The 19,421-nt window shown below is 68.0% G+C and carries 21 protein-coding genes; 16 read left to right on the top strand and 5 right to left on the bottom strand.

The features are described from left to right. Nucleotides 1-75: 75 nt before the first annotated feature. Nucleotides 76-2,670, bottom strand: coding sequence for a bifunctional aspartate kinase/diaminopimelate decarboxylase (locus Q0P60_RS00755; RefSeq protein WP_294987266.1), 2,595 nt, complete (start codon nucleotides 2,668-2,670; stop codon nucleotides 76-78). A gap of 75 nt (nucleotides 2,671-2,745) precedes the next feature. On the opposite strand from Q0P60_RS00755, the gene Q0P60_RS00750 reads away from it, so the two are divergent. Further along, the gene (locus Q0P60_RS00750) at nucleotides 2,746-3,621 is read left to right on the top strand and encodes a PhzF family phenazine biosynthesis protein (protein ID WP_294987264.1); all 876 of its coding nucleotides are present in this window, start codon (nucleotides 2,746-2,748) and stop codon (nucleotides 3,619-3,621) included. Nucleotides 3,622-3,730: 109 nt separating this feature from the next. Beyond that, entirely contained in the window at nucleotides 3,731-4,609 is an 879-nt protein-coding gene (locus Q0P60_RS00745) for a PhzF family phenazine biosynthesis protein (protein WP_294987262.1), read from the top strand. Nucleotides 4,610-4,699: 90 nt separating this feature from the next. Here the strand turns inward: Q0P60_RS00745 and Q0P60_RS00740 are convergent, their stop codons facing one another. Beyond that, nucleotides 4,700-5,131, bottom strand: coding sequence for an OsmC family protein (locus tag Q0P60_RS00740; RefSeq protein WP_294987260.1), 432 nt, complete (start codon nucleotides 5,129-5,131; stop codon nucleotides 4,700-4,702). A gap of 371 nt (nucleotides 5,132-5,502) precedes the next feature. Between Q0P60_RS00740 and Q0P60_RS00735 the strand changes: the two genes are divergently transcribed. The 4 genes from Q0P60_RS00735 (at nucleotide 5,503) to Q0P60_RS00720 (ending at nucleotide 7,740) form a co-directional block, all read left to right on the top strand. Then, on the top strand, nucleotides 5,503-5,901 hold the full coding sequence (locus tag Q0P60_RS00735) for an HU family DNA-binding protein (protein ID WP_100439360.1): 399 nt from the start codon (nucleotides 5,503-5,505) through the stop codon (nucleotides 5,899-5,901). 253 nt (nucleotides 5,902-6,154) lie between these two features. Continuing rightward, a complete protein-coding gene (locus tag Q0P60_RS00730) occupies nucleotides 6,155-6,463 on the top strand; it encodes a DUF3861 family protein (RefSeq protein ID WP_294987257.1) in 309 nt (102 codons plus the stop codon). A gap of 56 nt (nucleotides 6,464-6,519) precedes the next feature. After that, entirely contained in the window at nucleotides 6,520-7,062 is a 543-nt protein-coding gene (locus Q0P60_RS00725) for a hypothetical protein (RefSeq protein WP_294987255.1), read from the top strand. An 81-nt stretch (nucleotides 7,063-7,143) separates the two neighbouring features. Beyond that, entirely contained in the window at nucleotides 7,144-7,740 is a 597-nt protein-coding gene (locus Q0P60_RS00720) for a DUF1439 domain-containing protein (RefSeq protein WP_294987253.1), read from the top strand. A gap of 71 nt (nucleotides 7,741-7,811) precedes the next feature. On the opposite strand, the gene Q0P60_RS00715 is transcribed toward Q0P60_RS00720, so the two are convergent. Beyond that, on the bottom strand, nucleotides 7,812-8,279 hold the full coding sequence (locus Q0P60_RS00715; protein ID WP_294987251.1) for an SET domain-containing protein-lysine N-methyltransferase: 468 nt from the start codon (nucleotides 8,277-8,279) through the stop codon (nucleotides 7,812-7,814). 210 nt (nucleotides 8,280-8,489) lie between these two features. Here Q0P60_RS00715 and Q0P60_RS00710 point away from each other — a divergent pair, with 210 nt between their 5' ends. The 5 genes from Q0P60_RS00710 (at nucleotide 8,490) to Q0P60_RS00690 (ending at nucleotide 13,792) form a co-directional block, all read left to right on the top strand. Continuing rightward, nucleotides 8,490-8,945 (top strand): SUF system Fe-S cluster assembly regulator, encoded by a 456-nt coding sequence (locus Q0P60_RS00710; protein WP_294987249.1) that lies wholly within the window; start codon nucleotides 8,490-8,492, stop codon nucleotides 8,943-8,945. A 17-nt stretch (nucleotides 8,946-8,962) separates the two neighbouring features. Next, on the top strand, nucleotides 8,963-10,438 hold the full coding sequence (gene sufB / locus Q0P60_RS00705; RefSeq protein ID WP_294987247.1) for a Fe-S cluster assembly protein SufB: 1,476 nt from the start codon (nucleotides 8,963-8,965) through the stop codon (nucleotides 10,436-10,438). Nucleotides 10,439-10,512: 74 nt separating this feature from the next. After that, nucleotides 10,513-11,277 carry a Fe-S cluster assembly ATPase SufC gene (sufC, locus tag Q0P60_RS00700; protein ID WP_024958766.1) on the top strand — a complete coding sequence of 255 codons (765 nt, stop codon included), beginning with the start codon at nucleotides 10,513-10,515 and terminating at the stop codon, nucleotides 11,275-11,277. Then, on the top strand, nucleotides 11,277-12,539 hold the full coding sequence (gene sufD, locus Q0P60_RS00695) for a Fe-S cluster assembly protein SufD (protein ID WP_294987244.1): 1,263 nt from the start codon (nucleotides 11,277-11,279) through the stop codon (nucleotides 12,537-12,539). Before sufC ends, sufD begins: the two co-directional genes overlap by 1 nt. Then, entirely contained in the window at nucleotides 12,536-13,792 is a 1,257-nt protein-coding gene (locus tag Q0P60_RS00690) for a cysteine desulfurase (protein WP_294987242.1), read from the top strand. Before sufD ends, Q0P60_RS00690 begins: the two co-directional genes overlap by 4 nt. Before the next feature lie 93 nt (nucleotides 13,793-13,885). Here Q0P60_RS00690 and Q0P60_RS00685 read toward each other — a convergent pair whose 3' ends face one another. Continuing rightward, nucleotides 13,886-14,185 carry a hypothetical protein gene (locus Q0P60_RS00685; protein ID WP_294987240.1) on the bottom strand — a complete coding sequence of 100 codons (300 nt, stop codon included), beginning with the start codon at nucleotides 14,183-14,185 and terminating at the stop codon, nucleotides 13,886-13,888. Beyond that, nucleotides 14,155-14,475 (bottom strand): transposase, encoded by a 321-nt coding sequence (locus tag Q0P60_RS00680; RefSeq protein WP_294987238.1) that lies wholly within the window; start codon nucleotides 14,473-14,475, stop codon nucleotides 14,155-14,157. Before Q0P60_RS00680 ends, Q0P60_RS00685 begins: the two co-directional genes overlap by 31 nt. A 233-nt stretch (nucleotides 14,476-14,708) precedes the next feature. Between Q0P60_RS00680 and Q0P60_RS00675 the strand changes: the two genes are divergently transcribed. The 5 genes from Q0P60_RS00675 (at nucleotide 14,709) to Q0P60_RS00655 (ending at nucleotide 19,415) form a co-directional block, all read left to right on the top strand. Continuing rightward, entirely contained in the window at nucleotides 14,709-15,248 is a 540-nt protein-coding gene (locus Q0P60_RS00675) for a GNAT family N-acetyltransferase (RefSeq protein WP_294987236.1), read from the top strand. Beyond that, nucleotides 15,245-15,577 (top strand): non-heme iron oxygenase ferredoxin subunit, encoded by a 333-nt coding sequence (locus Q0P60_RS00670; protein ID WP_294987234.1) that lies wholly within the window; start codon nucleotides 15,245-15,247, stop codon nucleotides 15,575-15,577. Before Q0P60_RS00675 ends, Q0P60_RS00670 begins: the two co-directional genes overlap by 4 nt. A 203-nt stretch (nucleotides 15,578-15,780) precedes the next feature. Beyond that, on the top strand, nucleotides 15,781-16,185 hold the full coding sequence (locus Q0P60_RS00665; RefSeq protein ID WP_294987232.1) for a hypothetical protein: 405 nt from the start codon (nucleotides 15,781-15,783) through the stop codon (nucleotides 16,183-16,185). 154 nt (nucleotides 16,186-16,339) lie between these two features. Further along, on the top strand, nucleotides 16,340-18,628 hold the full coding sequence (locus tag Q0P60_RS00660) for a TonB-dependent siderophore receptor (RefSeq protein WP_294987230.1): 2,289 nt from the start codon (nucleotides 16,340-16,342) through the stop codon (nucleotides 18,626-18,628). 67 nt (nucleotides 18,629-18,695) lie between these two features. Further along, entirely contained in the window at nucleotides 18,696-19,415 is a 720-nt protein-coding gene (locus Q0P60_RS00655) for a tetratricopeptide repeat protein (protein WP_294987228.1), read from the top strand. Nucleotides 19,416-19,421: the final 6 nt, after the last annotated feature.

The raw sequence follows: 19,421 nt of genomic DNA, 5'->3' as shown, positions 1-19,421 counted from the left end.
GTGTATCCGGTCAGGCACCGGCCCGCGCGGCGGCGCGGGTCGTGTCGGTGGGCGGGTGCAGGGCGCGGGTGATGATCACTCGATCACGTCTTCGCGCGGCAACGCCCGCTGGTTGTAGGTGTTGGCCATCGAGTAGCCGTAGGCGCCGGCGTCGGCGATCAGCATCACGTCGTCCGGCGCGGTCGACACCGGCAGCTTGCGGCGCTTGCCGAACACGTCGCTGGATTCGCAGATCGGGCCGACCACGTCGAACGCCGCTTCGGCATAGCCACCCTGCCGGCTCAGGTTCTCGATGTCGTGCCAGGCGTCGTACAGGGCCGGGCGCATCAGCGCGTTCATGCCGGCATCCAGGCCGACACGGCGCACGCCGTCCTTCTCCACCACCTGGGTGACATGGGTCAGCAGCACGCCGGACTCGGCCACCAGGTAGCGCCCCGGTTCGATCGCCAGGCGGAACGCGGGATGCAGTGCCTTGACCTCGGCCAGCCCTTCGGCCCACGCCTCCAGGTCGAACGGCTCGTCTTCGGCAGAATACGGAATCGGCAGGCCACCGCCGATATCGATGGTGTGCACGCTGCCGATGCGGCGGGCGAAACCGGCCAGTTCATCGCACATCAGGCGCCAGTGCTGCGAGGTTTCCACGCCGCTGCCCAGGTGCGCATGCAGGCCGACCACGCGGCTGCCCAGGTCCGTGGCGGCGCGCACGAACTCGTCGACGCGGGCGATCGGCAGGCCGAACTTGGAGTCCTTGCCACCGGTGCGGACCTTGGCATGGTGGCCTTCGCCACGGCCCAGATCGACACGCAGCCAGAGTTCGCGGTTGCGGAACAGGTCCGGCCAGCGCTGCAGTGCTTCGACGTTGTCGACGGTCACGGTCACGCCAAGCGCGAAGGCCGCTTCGTACTCGCTGCGCGGGCAGAAGCTGGGGGTGAACAGCACGCGCTTGGGCGACAGCTCCGGAAGGTGCTGGAACACATGCTTCAACTCACCGTGCGATACGCATTCCAGGCCGAAGCCTTCCGCCTCCAGCAGCTGCAGGATGGCTGGATGGCTGTTGGCCTTGATCGCGTAGTAGCGCTGGTCGATCGGCTTGATCGCGGCCAGCGCACGGGCGCGCGCGCGAACCGTCGGCAGGTGATAGACGTAGCGCGGCGTGCCGGCATCGGCCAGCTGCAGCAGGTGCGCACGCTGGCCACGCCACCAGGGCGTGCCGCGCGGGCGCACGGTGCCGGCGATTTCGCGCCAGCGCGGGCCGAACACTTCGGTTTCCTCCACCGGCATCGCACCGCTGTCGATCAGCTCGGCATGCAGGATCGGCAGCAGGCCATCGGCATCGGCTTCGTCGATGACGAAGGTCAGGTTCAGGTCGTTGGACGACTGCGAGATCATGTGCACGCGCTCACGGCCGAAGGTGGCCCACACGTCCGACAGCTTGTGCAACAGCGAACGCATGCCGCGGCCGACCAGGGTGATCGCCGCGCACGGCACGATCACCTTGACCTTGCAGATCTGCGACAGATCCGCCGACAGCGCCGCCAGCACATCGGTGTTGACCAGGTTCTCGGACGGATCCAGCGACACCGTGACATTGGTTTCGGCCGAACCGATCAGGTCCACCGACAACCCATGCTTCTTGAACAGGTTGAACACGTCAGCCAGGAAGCCGACCTGCTGCCACATGCCGATGCCTTCCATCGACACCAGCACGATGCCGTTGCGGCGGCTGATCGCCTTCACGCCCGGCACCGGCGCCGCATTGCCATCGATGCTGGTACCCGGCAGCTCCGGGCGCTCGGTATCCAGGATCGCCATCGGCACGCCGCCATCGCGGCATGGCTTGATCGAGCGCGGGTGCAGCACCTTGGCGCCGGTGGTGGCAATTTCCTGCGCTTCGTAATAGTCCAGGCGGGTCAGCAGGCGCGCATCCGGCACATCCTTCGGGTTGGCGCTGAACATGCCCGGCACGTCGGTCCAGATCTCCACGCGGCTGGCGCCGAGCAGCGCACCGAAGTACGCCGCCGAGGTATCCGAACCGCCACGGCCGAGGATGGCGGTACCGCCATCGGCATGCCGCGAGATGAACCCCTGGGTGATCAGCAGGCGGGTCGGCTGCGCGCGGAAGCGCTGCATCCAGTCCGCATCCGCGCGCCACTGGCAGTTCACCGACAGGCGCTGCGACCAGTCGCTCTGGTTCGGCTGCGGCGGCATCGCGTCCAGCCACTGGCGGGCGTCCATCCAGCCCATGTCCAGGCCCGAAGCGTGCAGATAGGCTGCACCGAGCGTGGAGGACAGCAGCTCACCCTGGCCCAGCACTTCGGCCTGCCAGTCCAGCGGCCGGCTGGCCGCACGGGCGTCGTCCAGCAGGCCCTGCAGCGCCGCCAGGCGCTCGGCCAGCACCTCGCGGCCCAGGCCCAGTTCGACCAGGAAGCCCTCATGGCGCTCGACCAGCGCCGCTACACGATCACGGCTGTCCGGCGCGCCGTCGGCAATCGCGGTCAGCTCGTTGGTGACCCCGGACAGCGCGGAAACCACCACCAACACGCGCGAGCCGGTCTCTTCCGCGCGTTTTTTCGCCAGCTTCCCGATCGTGTCCCAGCGGTGACGACGCGACACCGAGGTGCCGCCGAACTTCAGTACGATCCAACGATCGACAAGGGGGGAAGCTGACATGGATTGGCTATGTAGAATGTGGGGAAGCCGCCCTCGGGGGCGGAACCTTTGATTCTAAGCGCAATATCACCGTAGATGGCCGTCCTTCGTTACCTGCAGCTTGATGTCTTCGCCACCCGGCCCGGCACCGGCAATCCCCTGGGGGCCGTACTCGACGCCGACCCGCTCTGCGGCGACCAGATGCAGGCCCTGGCCGCCTGGCTGAACCTGTCCGAGACGGTGTTCTTCCTGCGCCCCAGCGCCCCCGGCGCGGACTACCACATCCGCATCTTCACCCCGACCCAGGAGCTGGCATTCGCCGGCCATCCCAGCGTTGGCGCGGCCTGGGCGGCAGTGACCTGCGGCCTGGCCAGCCCGCGCGACGGCGCGCTGCTGCAGCAGTGCGCGGCGGGACTGCTGCCGGTGCGCGCAAGCGGCCCGGCCGACGCGCTGCACATCCAGCTGGCCAGCCCTGCCGCCCGTCGGCTGGCGACGCCTGCCGACGCAGCACCCGCCGCATTGCTGTCGCAGGCTGCCCACGGGCACCGGCCCGAACTGTGGGACAACGGCGCACGCTGGTGGCTGCTGCCGCTGCGCGATGCCGCCGCCGTGCGCGGCTTCGCGCCGGACATGGCCGCCCTGCGCGACTGGAGCATCGCCACCGACGCGACCGGCGTTGCGGTGTTCGCCGACGAGGCCGGCGCCAGCCACGCCCGCGTGGTGCGCGCGTTCTGCCCGGCCGATGCGGCCAGCGTGCCCGAAGACCCGGTCACCGGCAGCGCCAATGCGCTGATCGGCGCCTGGCTGCGGCAGCGCGATGCCCTGCCCGGCCAGCAGGGCCGCTACGTGGCCAGCCAGGGTCGCGAGGTCGGCCGCGATGGCCGCGTACACGTCGAGGTCGACGCGCAGGGCGTGGTCTGGATCGGCGGCCAGGTGCAGCCGGTCATCGATGGCCAGGTCCGTTGGCCGTAGCGCCGCGCCGGCGCTCGCCGGCACGGCGCAACCGCAATGCAGCCGGGCATCGGCTCGGCCCCACAACGGCGCGCTAAGCTGCGCGCCACCTGTTCCTGGAGTGCCCCTGATGTCCACCCGCCGTTTCCTGCAGCTGGATGTGTTCTCCCCGCGCGCCGGCGCCGGCAATCCACTGGCCGTGGTGCTCGATGCCGACGGCCTGGACGATGCCGACATGCAGGCCATCGCGCGCTGGACGCGCCTGCCCGAGACCACCTTCGTGTTCCCGCCACAGGCGCCCGGCAGCAGCTACCGGCTGCGCATGTTCAGCCCGCAGAAGGAAGTTCCGTTCGCCGGCCATCCCAGCGTCGGCACCGCGCATGCCGCGCTGCAGGCGGGCCTGGCCACGCCGGTTGACGGCGTGCTGGTGCAGGACGGCATCGCCGGTGCCCTGCCGCTGCGCGTCAGTGGCGAGGGTGCGCAGCAGCGCATCGCCATCCGCACCCCGCGTGCACAGCTGGCCGAGACCGCCGAGGCCACCGATCCACGCCTGCAGGCCGCACTGAAGGACTGGCCACTGGGCGCGCTGCCGCCGGCACGCATGCAGGGCGGCCGCAGCTGGTGGGTGGTGCAGGTGGCCGATGAAACAGCCCTGCGCGCCCTGCACCCGGACTGGGATGCGGTGGCCACGCTGGCCGAGTCCAGCGACAGCATGGGCGTATTCGCCTATGCCTTCAGCGATGGCCGCGAAGGCTTCGACCTGGCGGTGCGTGCGTTCGTCGGCAACGGCCGCCGCTTCGAGGACGCCGCCTCGGGCGCCGCCAATGCGGTGCTGGCGGCGTGGCTGGACCTGCGTGATGCGCTACCGCGCGGCCGCGCGCCGTTCGAGGTCAGCCAGGGCCGCGAAGTCGGCCACGACGCCCGCCTGACCCTGCAGGTCGATGACGAGGGCGAGGTCTGGTCCGGCGGCCAGGTGCAGACGGTGATCACCGGCACCCTGGACTGGTGATCACCCTGGGGGCAGAGCCGGCCACTGGCCGGCTGCCACCGTGATCATCGATGCATGCAGTTGCCGGCCAGCGGCCGGCACCACCTCCACTCAGCCCAGCTCGGCTTCCAGGCTGATCGGCACCGCGCTCAGCGCCTTGGAAACCGGGCAGTTCTGCTTGGCGTCATCGGCGATGGCGCGGAACTTCGCCGCGTCGATGCCCGGCACCACGGCCTTCACTTTCAGCCGGATCTGCGACAGCTGCGGGCCGCCCTCCAGCGACAGGTCGACCTTGGCCTCGGTATCCAGCGAGGCCGGGGTGAAACCGGCTTCGCCGAGCTTGGCCGACAGCGCCATGGTGAAACAGCCGGCATGCGCGGCGGCGATCAGTTCTTCCGGATTGGTGCCCTTCTCGTCGCCGAAGCGGCTGTTGAAACCGTAGCGGGTCTTGTCCAGCAGGCCACTCTGCGGCGTGCTCAACTGTCCCTTGCCCGACTTCAGATCGCCTTCCCAGTGCGCGGTGGCGTGTCGCGAGATTCCCATGTGCTGCTCCTGCGTGGCGGTGATGAACGGTCACCCTCGCATGGCGCGCGTTAGCCCTGCGTCGCTCCGCCGCATGCCCCGCGCCTGCGGGAAACCGGGTACGTGGACACTTCCTCGCCAGCCTGTCGCGCACTTTCTCCTTGTTTTCAGTGGTTTCGCGCGCTCAACCGATGGCGCCCCCGGCGGCGGTGAACACGCTCATCGGCCCCGATCCCGCACCACCGGCCATGTACTGAATCGGCCTGGATATGAAAAAACATGCACTTTCCACGCTTCGGGCTATTGGCGGCGCCCGAGAGTTGCCCTACATTGCGCTTGCCGACGGGGTTCGGCGCCGACCAAACAACCAACCGTTCACGGAACAGGAAACCATGGCAAAGACCGCTAAGAAGGCTGCCCCGAAGAAGGCAGTGAAGAAAGTCGCGACGAAGGCAGCCGCCAAGCCGGCCGCTCCGAAGCCGATCAAGGAAGTGCTGACCAAGTCCGGCCTGGTTGCACACATCGCTGAAGCCTCCGGCGTCATCGCCAAGGACGTCCGCGCTGTGCTGGCCTCGCTGGAAGGCGCTGTCGCCTCCTCGGTGCACAAGAAGGGCGCTGGCTCGTTCACCCTGCCGGGCCTGCTGAAGATCACCACCGTCAATGTGCCGGCCAAGCCGAAGCGCAAGGGCATCAACCCGTTCACCAAGGAAGAGCAGTGGTTCGCCGCCAAGCCGGCCACCACCAAGCTGAAGGTGCGTCCGCTGAAGAAGCTGAAGGACGCCGCGCTCTAAGCGCGCGCCCGGAAGTGGACTGCGACGGGACGGCTCTGGCCGTCCCGTTTTTTTTGTCCGAAGCACGGCCCGCAACACAGCGTGCCGGATTCCGGGAAATACCCGTCCATGCCCGCTGCCATTGGCTGCGTGCGCTCCGCGCCAGCCCCGGAACGTACCGGGTGGAACACTGCGTGCAGCGGCGGCCGTCGCCGCCGGCCGCGGCCTTGCCTATGGTGGGCACATCCTCCACAGCTACGGCGAGCATCCCCTCATGGCCAGCCCCTCCACCCGCTACCGGATCTCGGTGACCCCCATCGAAAAGGACGGGGTGCAGTGCACCGGGCGCTGCACCATTGAACTGGAACACCGTGCCAGCCGCGACCTGATGCGCCTGCTGGAAGCCGCGCCGCGCACGGCCGGGCTGAGCGGCGACGAACGCGCGACCCTGGTGATCGCCACCCAGCTGCTGCGTGACATCGTGCAGCGCCACGCCGGCACCGAAGGCCATGCGCTGGCCGCTATCGCCGCGCAGGTACTGCCGTCCCTGGATGCGCTGGAGCAGCTGCCCTCCTCCCGCTGATCCCGGCACTCCCGATACACTGCGCTCCTCCAGATTGCCTCGGGGAGGAGGCAGGCATGCGCCATCGGCTGTGGTTGATCGCCCCTCTGCTGCTTCTCGGCTGTTCACGGCCAGCTCCGCAGCCCGCGCCGGAACCGGCGCCGGCGCCAACCGCGGCCGCCACCACCGCGGCAGCCCGGCCCAGTACCGCAACCGAGGCGGCGGCACTGCAGCCGGCGGCGATCGATCCGCTGTTCGCCGCGCTGGCCAGCGATGCCGAGCCGCCTTCGGTGATGCTCAACCGTTACGTGCGGGCCCTGCTCGAACATGATCGCCGCAGCAGCGATGCGGCCTGGGCGATTGCGCCCGTTGATCCCCGCCGTGCAGACGATGCGGCATTGCGCCAGCTGCAGGACCTGCGCACCCTGCGCCTCGACAGCGAGACCCCGATCGCACGCGATGACCAACAGCCGCCGCGGTTGCTGGAGGTACCGGTACGCATACGCGCGGTCACCGCCAACGGCGTGTTCCGCTTCGGCGGCTGGTATCGCGTGCAGCCCAGCAGCGATGGTCGCAGCTGGCAGATCCAGTCAGCACAGCTGCGGCCAACGCTGGACTGAACCGTTGCAGCGGCATGCACGCACGATTCAGCCGCCGCGGCTACTCTTTCCCCATCCATTCCCCATTCACCGGTCACCGCCATGCGCCTGCGTTCCCTGATGACCCGCCTCGCCGCCTCCACCGTGCTGATCGCTGCGGCGATCGGTGCACAGGCGGCCCCTTCCATTTCCGGCCGTGAACTGTCGGTGGGTGCCAGCGACGTACAGCAGTACCTCGATGGCAGCTTCCCGCGCACCCAGGGCGCACTGGGCGGCCTGATCGCGCTGACCATGAGCCACCCGCAACTGAGCCTTCCGGCCGGCGAACGACTGAACCTCGGCATGGACCTGGCGCTGGCCACGGCCGGTGGCAACCCGGCCCGGCTGGGCACGGTGAAGCTCAGCAGCGGCCTGCGCTACGACGCGCAGACCCAGGGCTTCCACCTGCAGCAGCCGACCCTGGATGACTTCACCCCGGCCAACCAGGGCGGTCGCCTCGATTCGCGCACCCGCGGCCTGCTCAATGCCTGGCTGAGCGATTACGCCCAGCGGGAACCGATCTACAAGCTGGACCCGGCCGTGGCCGGCCTGCTCGGCGCACTGCAGGTGCAGTCGGCACAGGTGAAGAACGGCAAGCTGGTGGTCACCTTCAACCAGAGCCTGGGCAACCTGGTGCCGGCAGGCGTGCTGGGCAAATGAGGGCGTGCCGGCCAATGGCCGGCTCTTCCTTCACGCAGGTGCCGGCCAGCGGCCGGCACCTGCGGATCTGATCAGCGCTTCGGCTGCAGCATGGTGCCGGTGCACTTGGGCGAGCCGCAACGGCACTCCCAGATCTTCTTCAGCTTGGCAGTGTGGCGCTCGGCCAGCACGATCCCGTAGTTGTAGGTGAGCTCCTCGCCCGCGGCAATGTCGCGCACCGCCTCGATGAACACCTTGTCGCCGCGGCTGTCGCCGTCCTCGTCTTCCTCGATCACCGCCTCGCAGTTCGGGTCGCAGCTGTGGTTGATCCAGCGCGCGTCGTTGCCCTTGTAGTTGGCATCGATCACCCAGTCATCGTTGAGGGTGAACAGGAACGTGTGGCCGCTTTCCACATCGCCACTGTCATCGGCATCGACGTCGCCGTGGCTGCGCAGCAGGCCCTTGTACTGGATCACGCGCTCGCCCTGCTTGATCGGGGCCACGGCGAACACACCGTTGCCATGGATGGCGGACTTGCGGGCTTGGATCTTCTTCGGCATCGGCACGGGCTGTTTGCAGCGGATGGAACCGGGATTCTCGCCCATTCCGGGTGATTGCGAAAATCACCCCGTTGGCGCAGCATGGCGCCCTGGCAGCGGCCCCGGTGCGTCCTCCCGGCCCCGCCCCCAGCGCCGGCTGAATGCCCGGGTTGGATGGTGGCGAATAAAAGCGTACAATTTCAGTCCGCTTTAAGAACCACTCGCATCCCCATGTTGCGTGTCACCAAGCTCACCGATTACGCCACCGTCGTACTGACCGTGCTCGCCGCCCGTCCGGGCGAGGTGCTCAGTGCCACCGAGCTGGCCGAATTCACCGGCCTGGAGCCGCCCACCGTCAGCAAGGTGCTCAAGCCGCTGGCCCAGGCCGGCCTGGTCGAAGGCCTGCGTGGTGTCCGTGGCGGGTACCGCCTGACCCGCCCGGCCATCGAGATCTCGCTGTTCGAAGTGGTCGAAGCGATGGAAGGGCCGCTGGCCCTGACCGAATGCAGCCACGATCACCACCAGTGCGGCATGGCGCCCAAGTGCGGCGCGCGCAGCAGCTGGCGGTTGATCAACGACGTGGTCTCCGAGGCCCTGCGCGATGTCAGCCTTGCGCAGATCCTGCCCCCTCTCCCCCTTGCCGATGACGAACAGCGCCGCAGCATCGCTGTCGACGTCGTCTCCTGATCCGTAGGCAGCCCCCCATGGCCACCGAAACCATCGAAAACGTCGCCCACGACGACACCCCCAACCGCGAGATCCATGAGCAGCTCGGCCGCAAGTATTCGGCCGGCTTCATCACCGAGATCGAATCGGACTCCCTGCCGCCGGGCCTGGACGAGGACACCATCCGTGCCCTGTCGGCCAAGAAGGAAGAGCCGGAGTGGATGACGCAGTGGCGCCTGGACGCCTACCGCCACTTCCTGACCATGCCGATGCCGGACTGGGCCAAGCTGGAGATCGCTCCGATCGACCTGCAGGCGCTCAGCTACTACTCCGCGCCGAAGGGCCCGAAGTACGCCTCGCTGGATGACGTGCCCAAGGAACTGCTCGACACCTACGACAAGCTGGGCGTGCCGCTGCACGAACGCGCCAAGCTGGCCGGCGTCGCCGTGGATGCGGTGTTCGACTCGGTGTCCGTCGGCACCACCTTCCGCAAGGAACTGGCCGAGAAGGGCATCATCTTCTGCTCGATGTCCGAGGCCATCAAGGAACACCCGGAACTGGTGCGCCAGTACCTGGGAACCGTGGTGCCGGTCGGCGACAACTACTTCGCCGCGCTCAACTCGGCGGTGTTCTCCGATGGCAGCTTCGTGTTCATCCCCAGCGGCGTGCGCTGCCCGATGGAACTGAGCACCTACTTCCGCATCAACGCCGGCCATACCGGCCAGTTCGAGCGCACCCTGATCGTGTGCGAGGACAAGGCCTACGTCTCCTACCTGGAAGGCTGCACCGCGCCGATGCGCGACGAGAACCAGCTGCACGCGGCGGTGGTCGAGCTGGTCGCGCTGGAAGACGCGGAGATCAAGTACTCCACCGTGCAGAACTGGTACCCGGGCGACGAGAACGGCGTCGGCGGCATCTACAACTTCGTCACCAAGCGTGCCGAATGCCGTGGCGCGCGCAGCAAGGTCACCTGGACCCAGGTCGAGACCGGCTCGGCGATCACCTGGAAGTACCCGTCCTGCGTGCTGCTGGGCGACGACTCGGTCGGTGAGTTCCACTCCGTGGCGTTGACCCACCACCGCCAGCAGGCCGATACCGGCACCAAGATGATCCACATCGGCAAGCGCACCAAGAGCAAGATCGTCAGCAAGGGCATCAGCGCCGGCCGTGGCCAGAACACCTACCGCGGCCTGGTCAGGGTCGATCGCAACGCCGATGGTGCCCGCAACTACACCCAGTGCGACTCGTTGCTGATCGGCAAGCAGTGCGGCGCGCACACCTTCCCCTACATCGAGGTGAAGAATCCCGCGGCCACCGTCGAGCACGAGGCCACCACCTCGAAGATCTCCGATGACCAGCTGTTCTACTGCCGCGCCCGCGGCATCAGCCAGGAAGACGCGGTGTCGATGATCGTCGACGGCTTCTGCAAGCAGGTGTTCCGCGAACTGCCGATGGAGTTCGCCGTGGAAGCCAAGAAGCTGCTGGAAGTCTCGCTGGAAGGTTCAGTGGGCTGACCCCCCGCCCCCGCCCCTCGCAAACGCATTCTCTTTACTGGCGGGCCACGGCCCGCCCCACGGAAACCCCCACCATGCTGAAGATCGAAAACCTCCACGCCCGCATCGGCGACAAGGAAATCCTCAAGGGCCTGTCGCTGGATGTGAAGCCCGGCCAGGTGCACGCCATCATGGGCCCGAACGGCGCCGGCAAATCCACCCTGGGCAACGTCCTGGCGGGCCGCGACGGCTACGAAGTGACCGAAGGCAGCGTGCAGTTCGACGGCGTCGACCTGCTGGAGCAGGACCCGGAAGCGCGTGCCGCCGCCGGCCTGTTCCTGGCGTTCCAGTACCCGGTGGAAATCCCGGGCGTGAACAACACCTACTTCCTGCGCGCCGCGCTCAATGCCCAGCGCAAGGCACGCGGTGAGGAAGAACTCGACTCCATGCAGTTCCTCAAGCTGGTGCGCCAGAAGCTGGCCGTGCTGCACCTGAAGGACGAGCTGCTGCACCGGGGCGTCAACGAAGGCTTCTCCGGTGGCGAGAAGAAGCGCAACGAGATCTTCCAGCTGGCCGTGCTGGAGCCGAAGCTGGCGATCCTGGACGAGACCGATTCGGGGCTGGACATCGACGCGCTGAAGAGCGTGGCCGACGGCGTCAACGCACTGCGCGCCGCCGACCGCTCGTTCCTGGTCATCACCCACTACCAGCGCCTGCTCGACTACATCAAGCCGGACGTGGTGCACGTGCTGGCCGATGGCCGCATCGTCAAGACCGGTGGCCCGGAGCTGGCGCTGGAGCTGGAAGCACACGGCTATGACTTCCTGAAGGATCGCGTGGTGCGCGAGGCGGCCGTCTGATGAGCGCCCTGCTCGACTCGATGGCCGGGGCCTTCAGCGGCAGCGACGCGCGCCGCGAAGTGCTGGACGCGGCCCTGCGCGACGGCCTGCCCGCCGCCCGCAACGAAGCCTGGAAGTACACCTCGCTGCGCCAGCTGGAGCGCCGCTCGTTCGCCGCGGCACCGCTGCAGGGCCCGGCCCTGGACGTCGCACTGCTGGACGACATCCCGGCCCCGCGCCTGGTGTTCGTCAACGGCCGGCTGGATACCGCGCTGAGCGACGTACAGGCACTGCCGGCCGGCGTGCAGCTGCAGCCCCTGTCGGCCGCTCTGGCCGCCGGCGAAGACGCCGCACGCTTCCTGGGCCGCCGCTACGAGCGCAGCGAAGAGATCTTCGCCCGCCTCAATGCGGCGCTGGCCGATGAAGGCGTGGTGCTGCGCGTGGACGAAGGCGTGCAGGTCGAAGCGCCGCTGCAGCTGGTGTTCGCCAGCGTCGCCGGCGATACCGACCTGGCCTGGCACCACCGCCACCTGATCGAACTGCGGGTCGGCGCCAGCCTGGGCGTGGTCGAGCACCGCTTCAGCGTCGGCGACTCCGCCCACCTGGACAACACCGTGCTGCATGCACATGTCGCCCGCGACGCCGTGCTCAAGCACGCCCGCGTGCAGACCGGCAGCGCGCGCCAGACCAGCTTCCTGCGCACCGATGCCGTGCTGGCCCGTGACGCGCAGTACCACCGCGTCGACCTGGAACTGGGTGCGGCACTCAGCCGCCATGAACTGAACGTGCGCCTGGAAGGCGACAATGCCCGGCTGACCGCCAACGGCGTGCTGCTCGGCAATGGCCGCCGCCACGTCGAGACCCGGCTGGGCATCGACCACATCGCACGCGATACCGCCTGCGAACTGCTGTGGCGTGGTGTCGCCGCCAACCGCAGCCGCGTGGTGTTCCATGGCGGCATCCAGATCCGCGAGGGTGCCGACGGCACCGACGCCAACCTGTCCAACAAGAACCTGCTGTTGTCGGCCGATGCCGAGATCGATACCCAGCCGACGCTGGTGATCGACGCCGACGAAGTGAAGGCCGCGCACGGTGCGACCGTCGGCCAGCTCGATGCCAACGCGCTGTTCTACCTGCGCTCGCGCGGCCTGCCGCAGGCCCAGGCGCAGGCGCTGCTGAGCGCTGCGTTCTGCCATGAACCGCTGAAGATCCTGCCGGAGGCCCTGCGCGAGCAGTTGGCACGCCGCCTGGACAAGGCCCTGGCCGAGGCGGGTGTGGCATGAACCTGTCCACGCCGCGCCCGACCGAAGAACGCACCGGCGCTCCCGACTGGGACCGCGTCCGCCTCGACTTCCCGCTGCTGATGCGCGAAGTACACGGCAAGCCGCTGGTCTACTTCGACAATGCCAACACCGGCCAGAAGCCGGTGCAGGTGATCGGCGCGGTGGACGAGTTCTACCGCCGCTACAACGCCAACGTCAGCCGCGCGGTGCATGCCCTGGGCAGCGAGGCCACCGAGGCCTACGAGGGCGCGCGCAACAAGCTGGCGCGCTTCCTCAACGTGCGCGCCAGCGATCTGGTGCTGTGCAGCGGCACCACCTTCGCCATCAACCTGGTGGCGTATTCGTGGGCACTGCCGCGACTGAAGTCCGGTGATGTGATCCTGGTGTCGCGCATGGAGCACCATGCCAACATCGTGCCGTGGCAGCTGGTCGCACAACGTACCGGCGCCACCCTCCGCGTCGCCGAGATCACCCCCGACGGCGCATTGGACCTGGACGCGCTGCGCGCGGCGATGACCCCCGAGGTCAAGCTGCTGGCGGTCACCCATGTCTCCAACGTGCTGGGTACGGTCAACCCGGTTCGCGAGATCTGCCGCGAGGCACGCAAGCGCGGCATCATCACCGTGGTCGATGGCTCGCAGGCCGTGCCGCACCGCAAGGTCGACGTCGCCGCGATCGGCTGCGACTTCTACGCCATCACCGGGCACAAGATGTGCGGCCCGACCGGAACCGGTGCGCTGTGGGCGCGTCGCGAACACCTGGACGCAATGCCGCCGTTCCTCGGTGGCGGCGAGATGATCAAGGAAGTCAGCTTCGAAGGCACCGTGTTCAACGATGCCCCGCACAAGTTCGAAGCCGGCACCCCGAACATCGCCGGCTTCATCGGCCTGGGCGTGGCCGCCGACTACCTGCAGCAGCTCGGCCAGGAGAACGTGGAAGCCCGCGAAGCCGAACTGCTGGCGCACTTCACCGAGGAACTGCGCCGCGTCGACGGCCTGCGCATCATCGGCGAGGCACCCGAGAAGGCCGCCGTGGTCTCGTTCCTGATCGACGGCGCGCATGCCCACGACCTGGCCACCCTGCTCGACCTGGAAGGCGTGGCCGTGCGTTCGGGCCAGCACTGTGCACACCCGCTGCTGCAGTACTTCGGCGTAGCCGCGACCTGCCGTGCCTCGCTGGCGTTCTACAACACGCACGCCGAAATCGAGCGCTTCATGACCGCGCTGACCAAGGTCCGCAAGCTGCTGGGGTGATATTCCCCAGGGCAGCCGGAAGTGCCCTCAGGGTCGGATCCCTTTCGCGCAGCGAAAGGGCTCTGACCCGGCCAGCCCTTCCGGCAACTGTCGCTATGAATGCAGGGCCCTGCGGATCGCGGCCAGATCACTCGCGGGAATGCCATCCTCGATGAACTCGACATACCGCCTGCGCCGCTCGCCGTGATCGGGCGCCATCCGTTCGAACACCGAATGCGCCGCGAGCAAACTGTCGGGCTTACCCAACCCGTGGGCTCGATAGCTTGACCAGCGATAGTCCCCAGGGTGCGCCACGATGCCCGCACGCACCGGGTTGAGTTCGATGTAACGCTGGCAAGCAAGCAGGTAGCGATCAGTGTCAATCAGCGTGGAATGGAAGCGTCCCTCCCACAAGGTCCCGGTCCGCCCCGCGCCTGGTTGATGCGCCGAACGTAGCTGCGGTTCACCGCCTGCATCATCCTGGACAGCCCACCCGGCAGATCCGGCGTGACCAGCAGATGGACATGGTTGCCCATCAACACGTAGGCGTGGACCCGGCATTGCTGTTCCCGTGCATGGAGGCAGAGCAGACCCAGATAGGCCAGACGATCCTCATCGGAAAAGAACACGTCCTGCCTGTCGTTGCCGCGATGAGTGAGATGCTGGGGAAATCCAGGTACATCGGCACGTCGTGGTCGTGGCATCAGAGACTCCTGGGATTGGTGGAATCGAAAGCCTTCCCTTCGCAAAGGGCTCTGATCCCGGAGCATCCGCCCTGGCCAAAGCGAAGTCTGTAGGGCTGCCGCCCGCTGCCGGGTCAGATGAGTGGCAGGAGAAGGGGGTCAGATCCCTTTCGCTGCGCGAAAGGGATCTGACCCCCTTCTCCTGACCGCGTCCCCCCATTTGCGCCCGCCCACGCCCCACCTAGAATGGGGCCATGAGCACCCTGACCTTCCGCGCCGCCACGCCGGCCGACATTCCTGCCCTGATCACCCTGGTCACTTCGGCCTACCGCGGCGATGCCAGCCGTGCCGGCTGGACCACCGAAGCCGACCTGCTGGACGGCGCCCGCATCGATGCCGAAGGTATCCAGGCCGACCTGGACCGCCCGCGCTCGACCATCCTGCTGGCCGAACGCGAGGGCCGGCTGGTGGCCTGCGCGCATGTCGCCGATGTCGACGGCAAGGGCTACTTCGGCATGTTCTCGGTTGACCCGGCGCAGCAGGGCGGTGGCGTCGGCAAGCAGCTGATGGATGCGGCCGAAGCCCATGCCGCGCGCGAATGGGGCGTACCGGTGATGCAGATGACCGTGATCGACGTGCGCGACGAGCTGATCGCCTTCTACGAGCGTCGTGGCTACCAGCGCACCGGCATCAAGAAGCCGTTCCCGTATGGCGATGAACGCTTCGGCATCCCCAAGCGCGACGACCTGCGCTTCGAGATCCTGGAAAAGCAGCTGGCCGGAGCTGCCGCGTGAGCGACGCCTGGACCTTCGTCTGTGCCGGCGGTGAACTGCTGCCGGGTGAAATGAAGAGCGTGTTCGACGAAGTGACCGGCACCCCGATCGTGGTGTTCAACCTCGACGGCGAGCTGTACGCACTGGAAGACCAGTGCACGCATGAAGAGTTCGAACTGTCCTCGGGCGAGTTCAACACCACCGAGGGCAGCGTGGAGTGCGTGCTGCACGGCGCTCGCTTCGACGTCCGTGATGGCCGCGCCCTGTGCGCGCCGGCCTACACCGCCGTGCCCAAGTTCCCGGTCAAGCGCGAGCACGACGCGATCTGGACCCGCGACGACCGCGATTGAGCCCCCTGCCGGCCGGGCCGCCCCCTGGGCGGCTCTTCCGGACCCGCAGCATCCCGACCATGGGGTGGCCCGATGGAGCGCCACAGCGGGCCGCCCAGGGCCCTCTGCGCCCACCGGGGCAGTTCGCCCGTTCGCGCACATGCGAATCATTATCGTTGATGTTATCCTGCGTAACATCTTCGTAACGACTCTGCCCCTGCGCCATGGCTTCGCCCGCGCCCACCGCCACGCTGTGCCAGCTCGCCCGCCAGGGGTGGCCGCTGCTCGTGGCCGTGCTGCTGACGCTGCTGCTGGGCTGGTCGGCGCTGCACGAGGGCCGCGACAACGGGATGGCCCCCCATGGCTGGCAGGCGCAGCTGGATGAGCTGCACCAGGCCATGCCGCTGCCGGCTCCGCCGGCGGACGAATGCCCGCAACACGCGGCACCGGCACCGGAGCCACCGCTGGATGGCGAGGGCAGCATGCCCTGCTCCGGCCTGGCACCGCCACGCACGCCCCTGGTCGCCCATGTCCCGCTCTGGCGCGCCGATACCCTGCGCTGGCAGCTGCACGATCCCGCACTGCGCTTGAACCCCGGCCACGCGCCGCCCGCACCGCACGCCAGCTGAGGCGCCCTGCGGCGGTTGCCGTGCGCCTGAAGTCGTTCACCGCGCCGCCGAGCATCGGCCCGGCGCTGCACGCTCCCCCTTCGCCTACGTGTCGTCGCGCGGTCTGCGCCTCGGCCTTCGTCCTTTCCCGATCCAAGCCACTGCCACCCAAGCCATGACCCACATCAAGTCCCGCAAGCACGCCCCCCGCGTTTCCCTGCTCGCCACCGCCACCCTGGCGGCCGGCTTCGCACCGCTGGCCGTACAGGCCGCCGACACCGCCGATGCCGGCTCCAGCAAGGCCACCGACCTGGACAAGGTGCAGGTGCGCGGCAGCTGGTTCAATCCGTCCTCGCCGAAATTCACCGCCGAGCTGCTGGACACGCCGAAGTCGGTCTCGATCGTGTCGGAGAAGCTGATCGCCGAAACCGGTGCGACCAACCTGCAGGATGCGCTGCGCATGGTCCCCGGCATCACCTTCGGTGCCGGCGAAGGCGGCAATCCGACCGGCGACCGCCCCTTCATCCGTGGCTTCGATTCGCAGAGCAACGTGTTCGTCGATGGCCTGCGCGACGTCGGTTCGCAGACCCGCGAGATCTTCGACCTGGAGCAGGTGGAGGTGGTCAAGGGCCCGAGCTCGGCCTACGGCGGCCGTGACTCCGGCGGCGGCAGCCTGAACCTGGTGAGCAAGACCCCGAAGCTGAAGAACGAGACCAGCGCCAGCATGGGCGTCGGCACCGACAGCTACGCGCGCGGCACCGTGGATGCCAACTATGTGCTGGGCGATGGCATCGCTGCCCGCCTGAACCTGATGAAGCACGAGTCGGACATCGCCGGCCGCGACGCCGCCAACGTCAGCCGTTGGGGCATCGCACCGTCGATCGCCTTCGGCCTGAACGGCCCGGCGCAGCTGATCGCCAGCCACTACCACATGCAGAGCGACGACCTGCCGGATGCGGGTGGTTTCCCGTACGGCAACCCGAACGGCGCACCGGCCTCGAAGTGGGTCGACGGCCGCCCGATGGTGCCGGACCGCAACAACTACTACGGCCTGGTCGATCGTGACTTCCAGCGCACCCGTGCCGACATCAGCACCCTGGACGCCAGCTACGACTTCGGTGGCCACAAGCTGCGCAACATCGCGCGCCTGGGCAACACCAGCAACGACTACCTGTGGACCCAGCCGGACGACAGCCAGGGCAACCCGAACAACTACGGTACCTTGTGGCGCCGTACCAACAGCCGCGCCGTCGACGTCAAGAGCTTCGCCGACCAGCTGGGCCTGACCGGCGCGTTCCAGACCGGCGCGTTCAAGCACAGCTACAGCGCCGGCGTGGAATACAGCGACGAGAAGATGACCCGCGGCAGCTACCTGATGACCCCGGGTACCAGCAACCCGCTGACCGGCAACAGCAAGTGCCCGACCACCGGTGCCGCCACCGGCTACAACTGCACCAGCTTCGCCAATCCGAACCCGAACGACCCGTGGGCTGCCGCCCACTCGGTGTACCGCAGCGACAAGGCACTGGATGTCGAGCAGCGCACCAAGACCACCTCGGCCTACCTGTTCGACACCATCGAGCTCAATGAGCAGTGGATGGTCAACCTCGGCCTGCGCTACGACGACTTCCGCACCACCCTGACCACCCCGGTGGCCGGTGCCGCGCCCAGCCGCGTGCGCAACAGCAACGACTTCCTGAACTACCAGGCGGGCGTGGTGTTCAAGCCGGTTGCCAACGGCAGCATCTACCTGTCCTGGGGCACTTCCTCGACCCCGCCGGGCATGGACGGTGGTGACGGCTCGGACGGCCTGAGCGCTGCCGTGGCCGACCTCAAGCCGCAGGACACCAAGAACCTCGAGCTGGGTACCAAGTGGGACCTGTTCGACAAGCGCCTGAACCTGACCGCCGCGATCTTCCACACCGTGATGAACAACGCGCGCGTGACGATCGACAACGGCACCAGCCAGAATGCCGGCAAGAAGGAAATCAACGGCTTCGAACTGGGCTTCACCGGCCAGCTGACCGACGCCTGGAGCCTGTACGGCGGCTACACCTACCTGGACTCGGAGCTGAAGGACAACGGCTTCGTCTGCGCGGTGTCGGGCCGTACCTGCCCGAGCGGCATCTACGTGCCGTCGCCGAACAACGGCAACGAGTTCCCGAACACCGCCAAGCACAGCGCCAACCTGTGGACCACCTACCGCTTCCCGATCGGCCTGACCGTCGGCGCGGGTGCGTTCTACTCGGACAAGCAGTACGGTGATGTCGCCAACACCAAGTGGATCGCCAGCTACACCCGCTTCGACGCGATGGCCAGCTACGCGATCCAGGACAACATCAGCCTGCAGCTCAACGTGCAGAACCTGACCGACAAGACCTACTTCACCAAGGCCTATGCCTCGCATTACGCGAGCATCGCCCCGGGTCGCTCGGCCACGCTGGCACTGAACGTGAAGTTCTGATCCAACATCACGCTCCACGGCGGCAGGGCTTCCTGCCGCCGTTTTTGTTTCCGGCGATACTGCACTCATGGCTACCCGCACTCCCTTCGACAGCGACGCCCTGGCTGACCTGCTGCAGCACGATCCACAGGCCGCGTTCGCGCGCGTGCGCGACGCGGCGCAGGCCGGGCAGGTCGATGCACAACTGCTGCTCGCGCAGATGCACATGGAAGGCAAGGGCACCGCGCAGGACGCTTCGGCGGCGCTGCTCTGGTATGAAACCGCCGCCAACAACGGCGCGCCGATGGCGATGAACATGCTCGGCCGCTGCCATGAACTGGGCCAGGGCACGCCGGCCGACCCGGTACTGGCCGCGGTGTGGTACCGGCGCGCAGCCGACAGCGGCCTGGACTGGGGCCTGTACAACCTGGCCAACCTGCTGGCGACCGGCCGCGGCGTTGCCCAGGACCGCGCACAGGCGCTCGCGCTGTACACCCGAGCTGCGCACCAGGGCCATGCCAAATCGATGAACCTGCTGGCCCGCCACCTTGAGGACGGGCTGGACACCGCGCCGGATCCGCAGGCCGCACTGGCCTGGTACCGGCGTGCCGCCGAGGCCGGTGATTTCCGCGGCCAGGCCAACTACGCGTCGATCCTGCTGCAGGCCGGCCAGGTCGAACAGGCCGTGCACTGGCTGCGCCAGGCACTGGCCCACGGCAGCCCGGCGTTCATGGCGCACATCGTGCCGGAACTGGCCGCGTCGCCGCATCCACAGGTGCGTGCCCTGGTCGCACCGCCTTCCTGCTGAGGAATT

It is taken from the genome of uncultured Stenotrophomonas sp. (assembly GCF_945952405.1).
Classification (GTDB): Bacteria; Pseudomonadota; Gammaproteobacteria; order Xanthomonadales; family Xanthomonadaceae; genus Stenotrophomonas.
The sequence above is the reverse complement of the archived record's forward strand: the minus strand, read 5'-3'. Positions and strand labels throughout refer to the sequence as shown.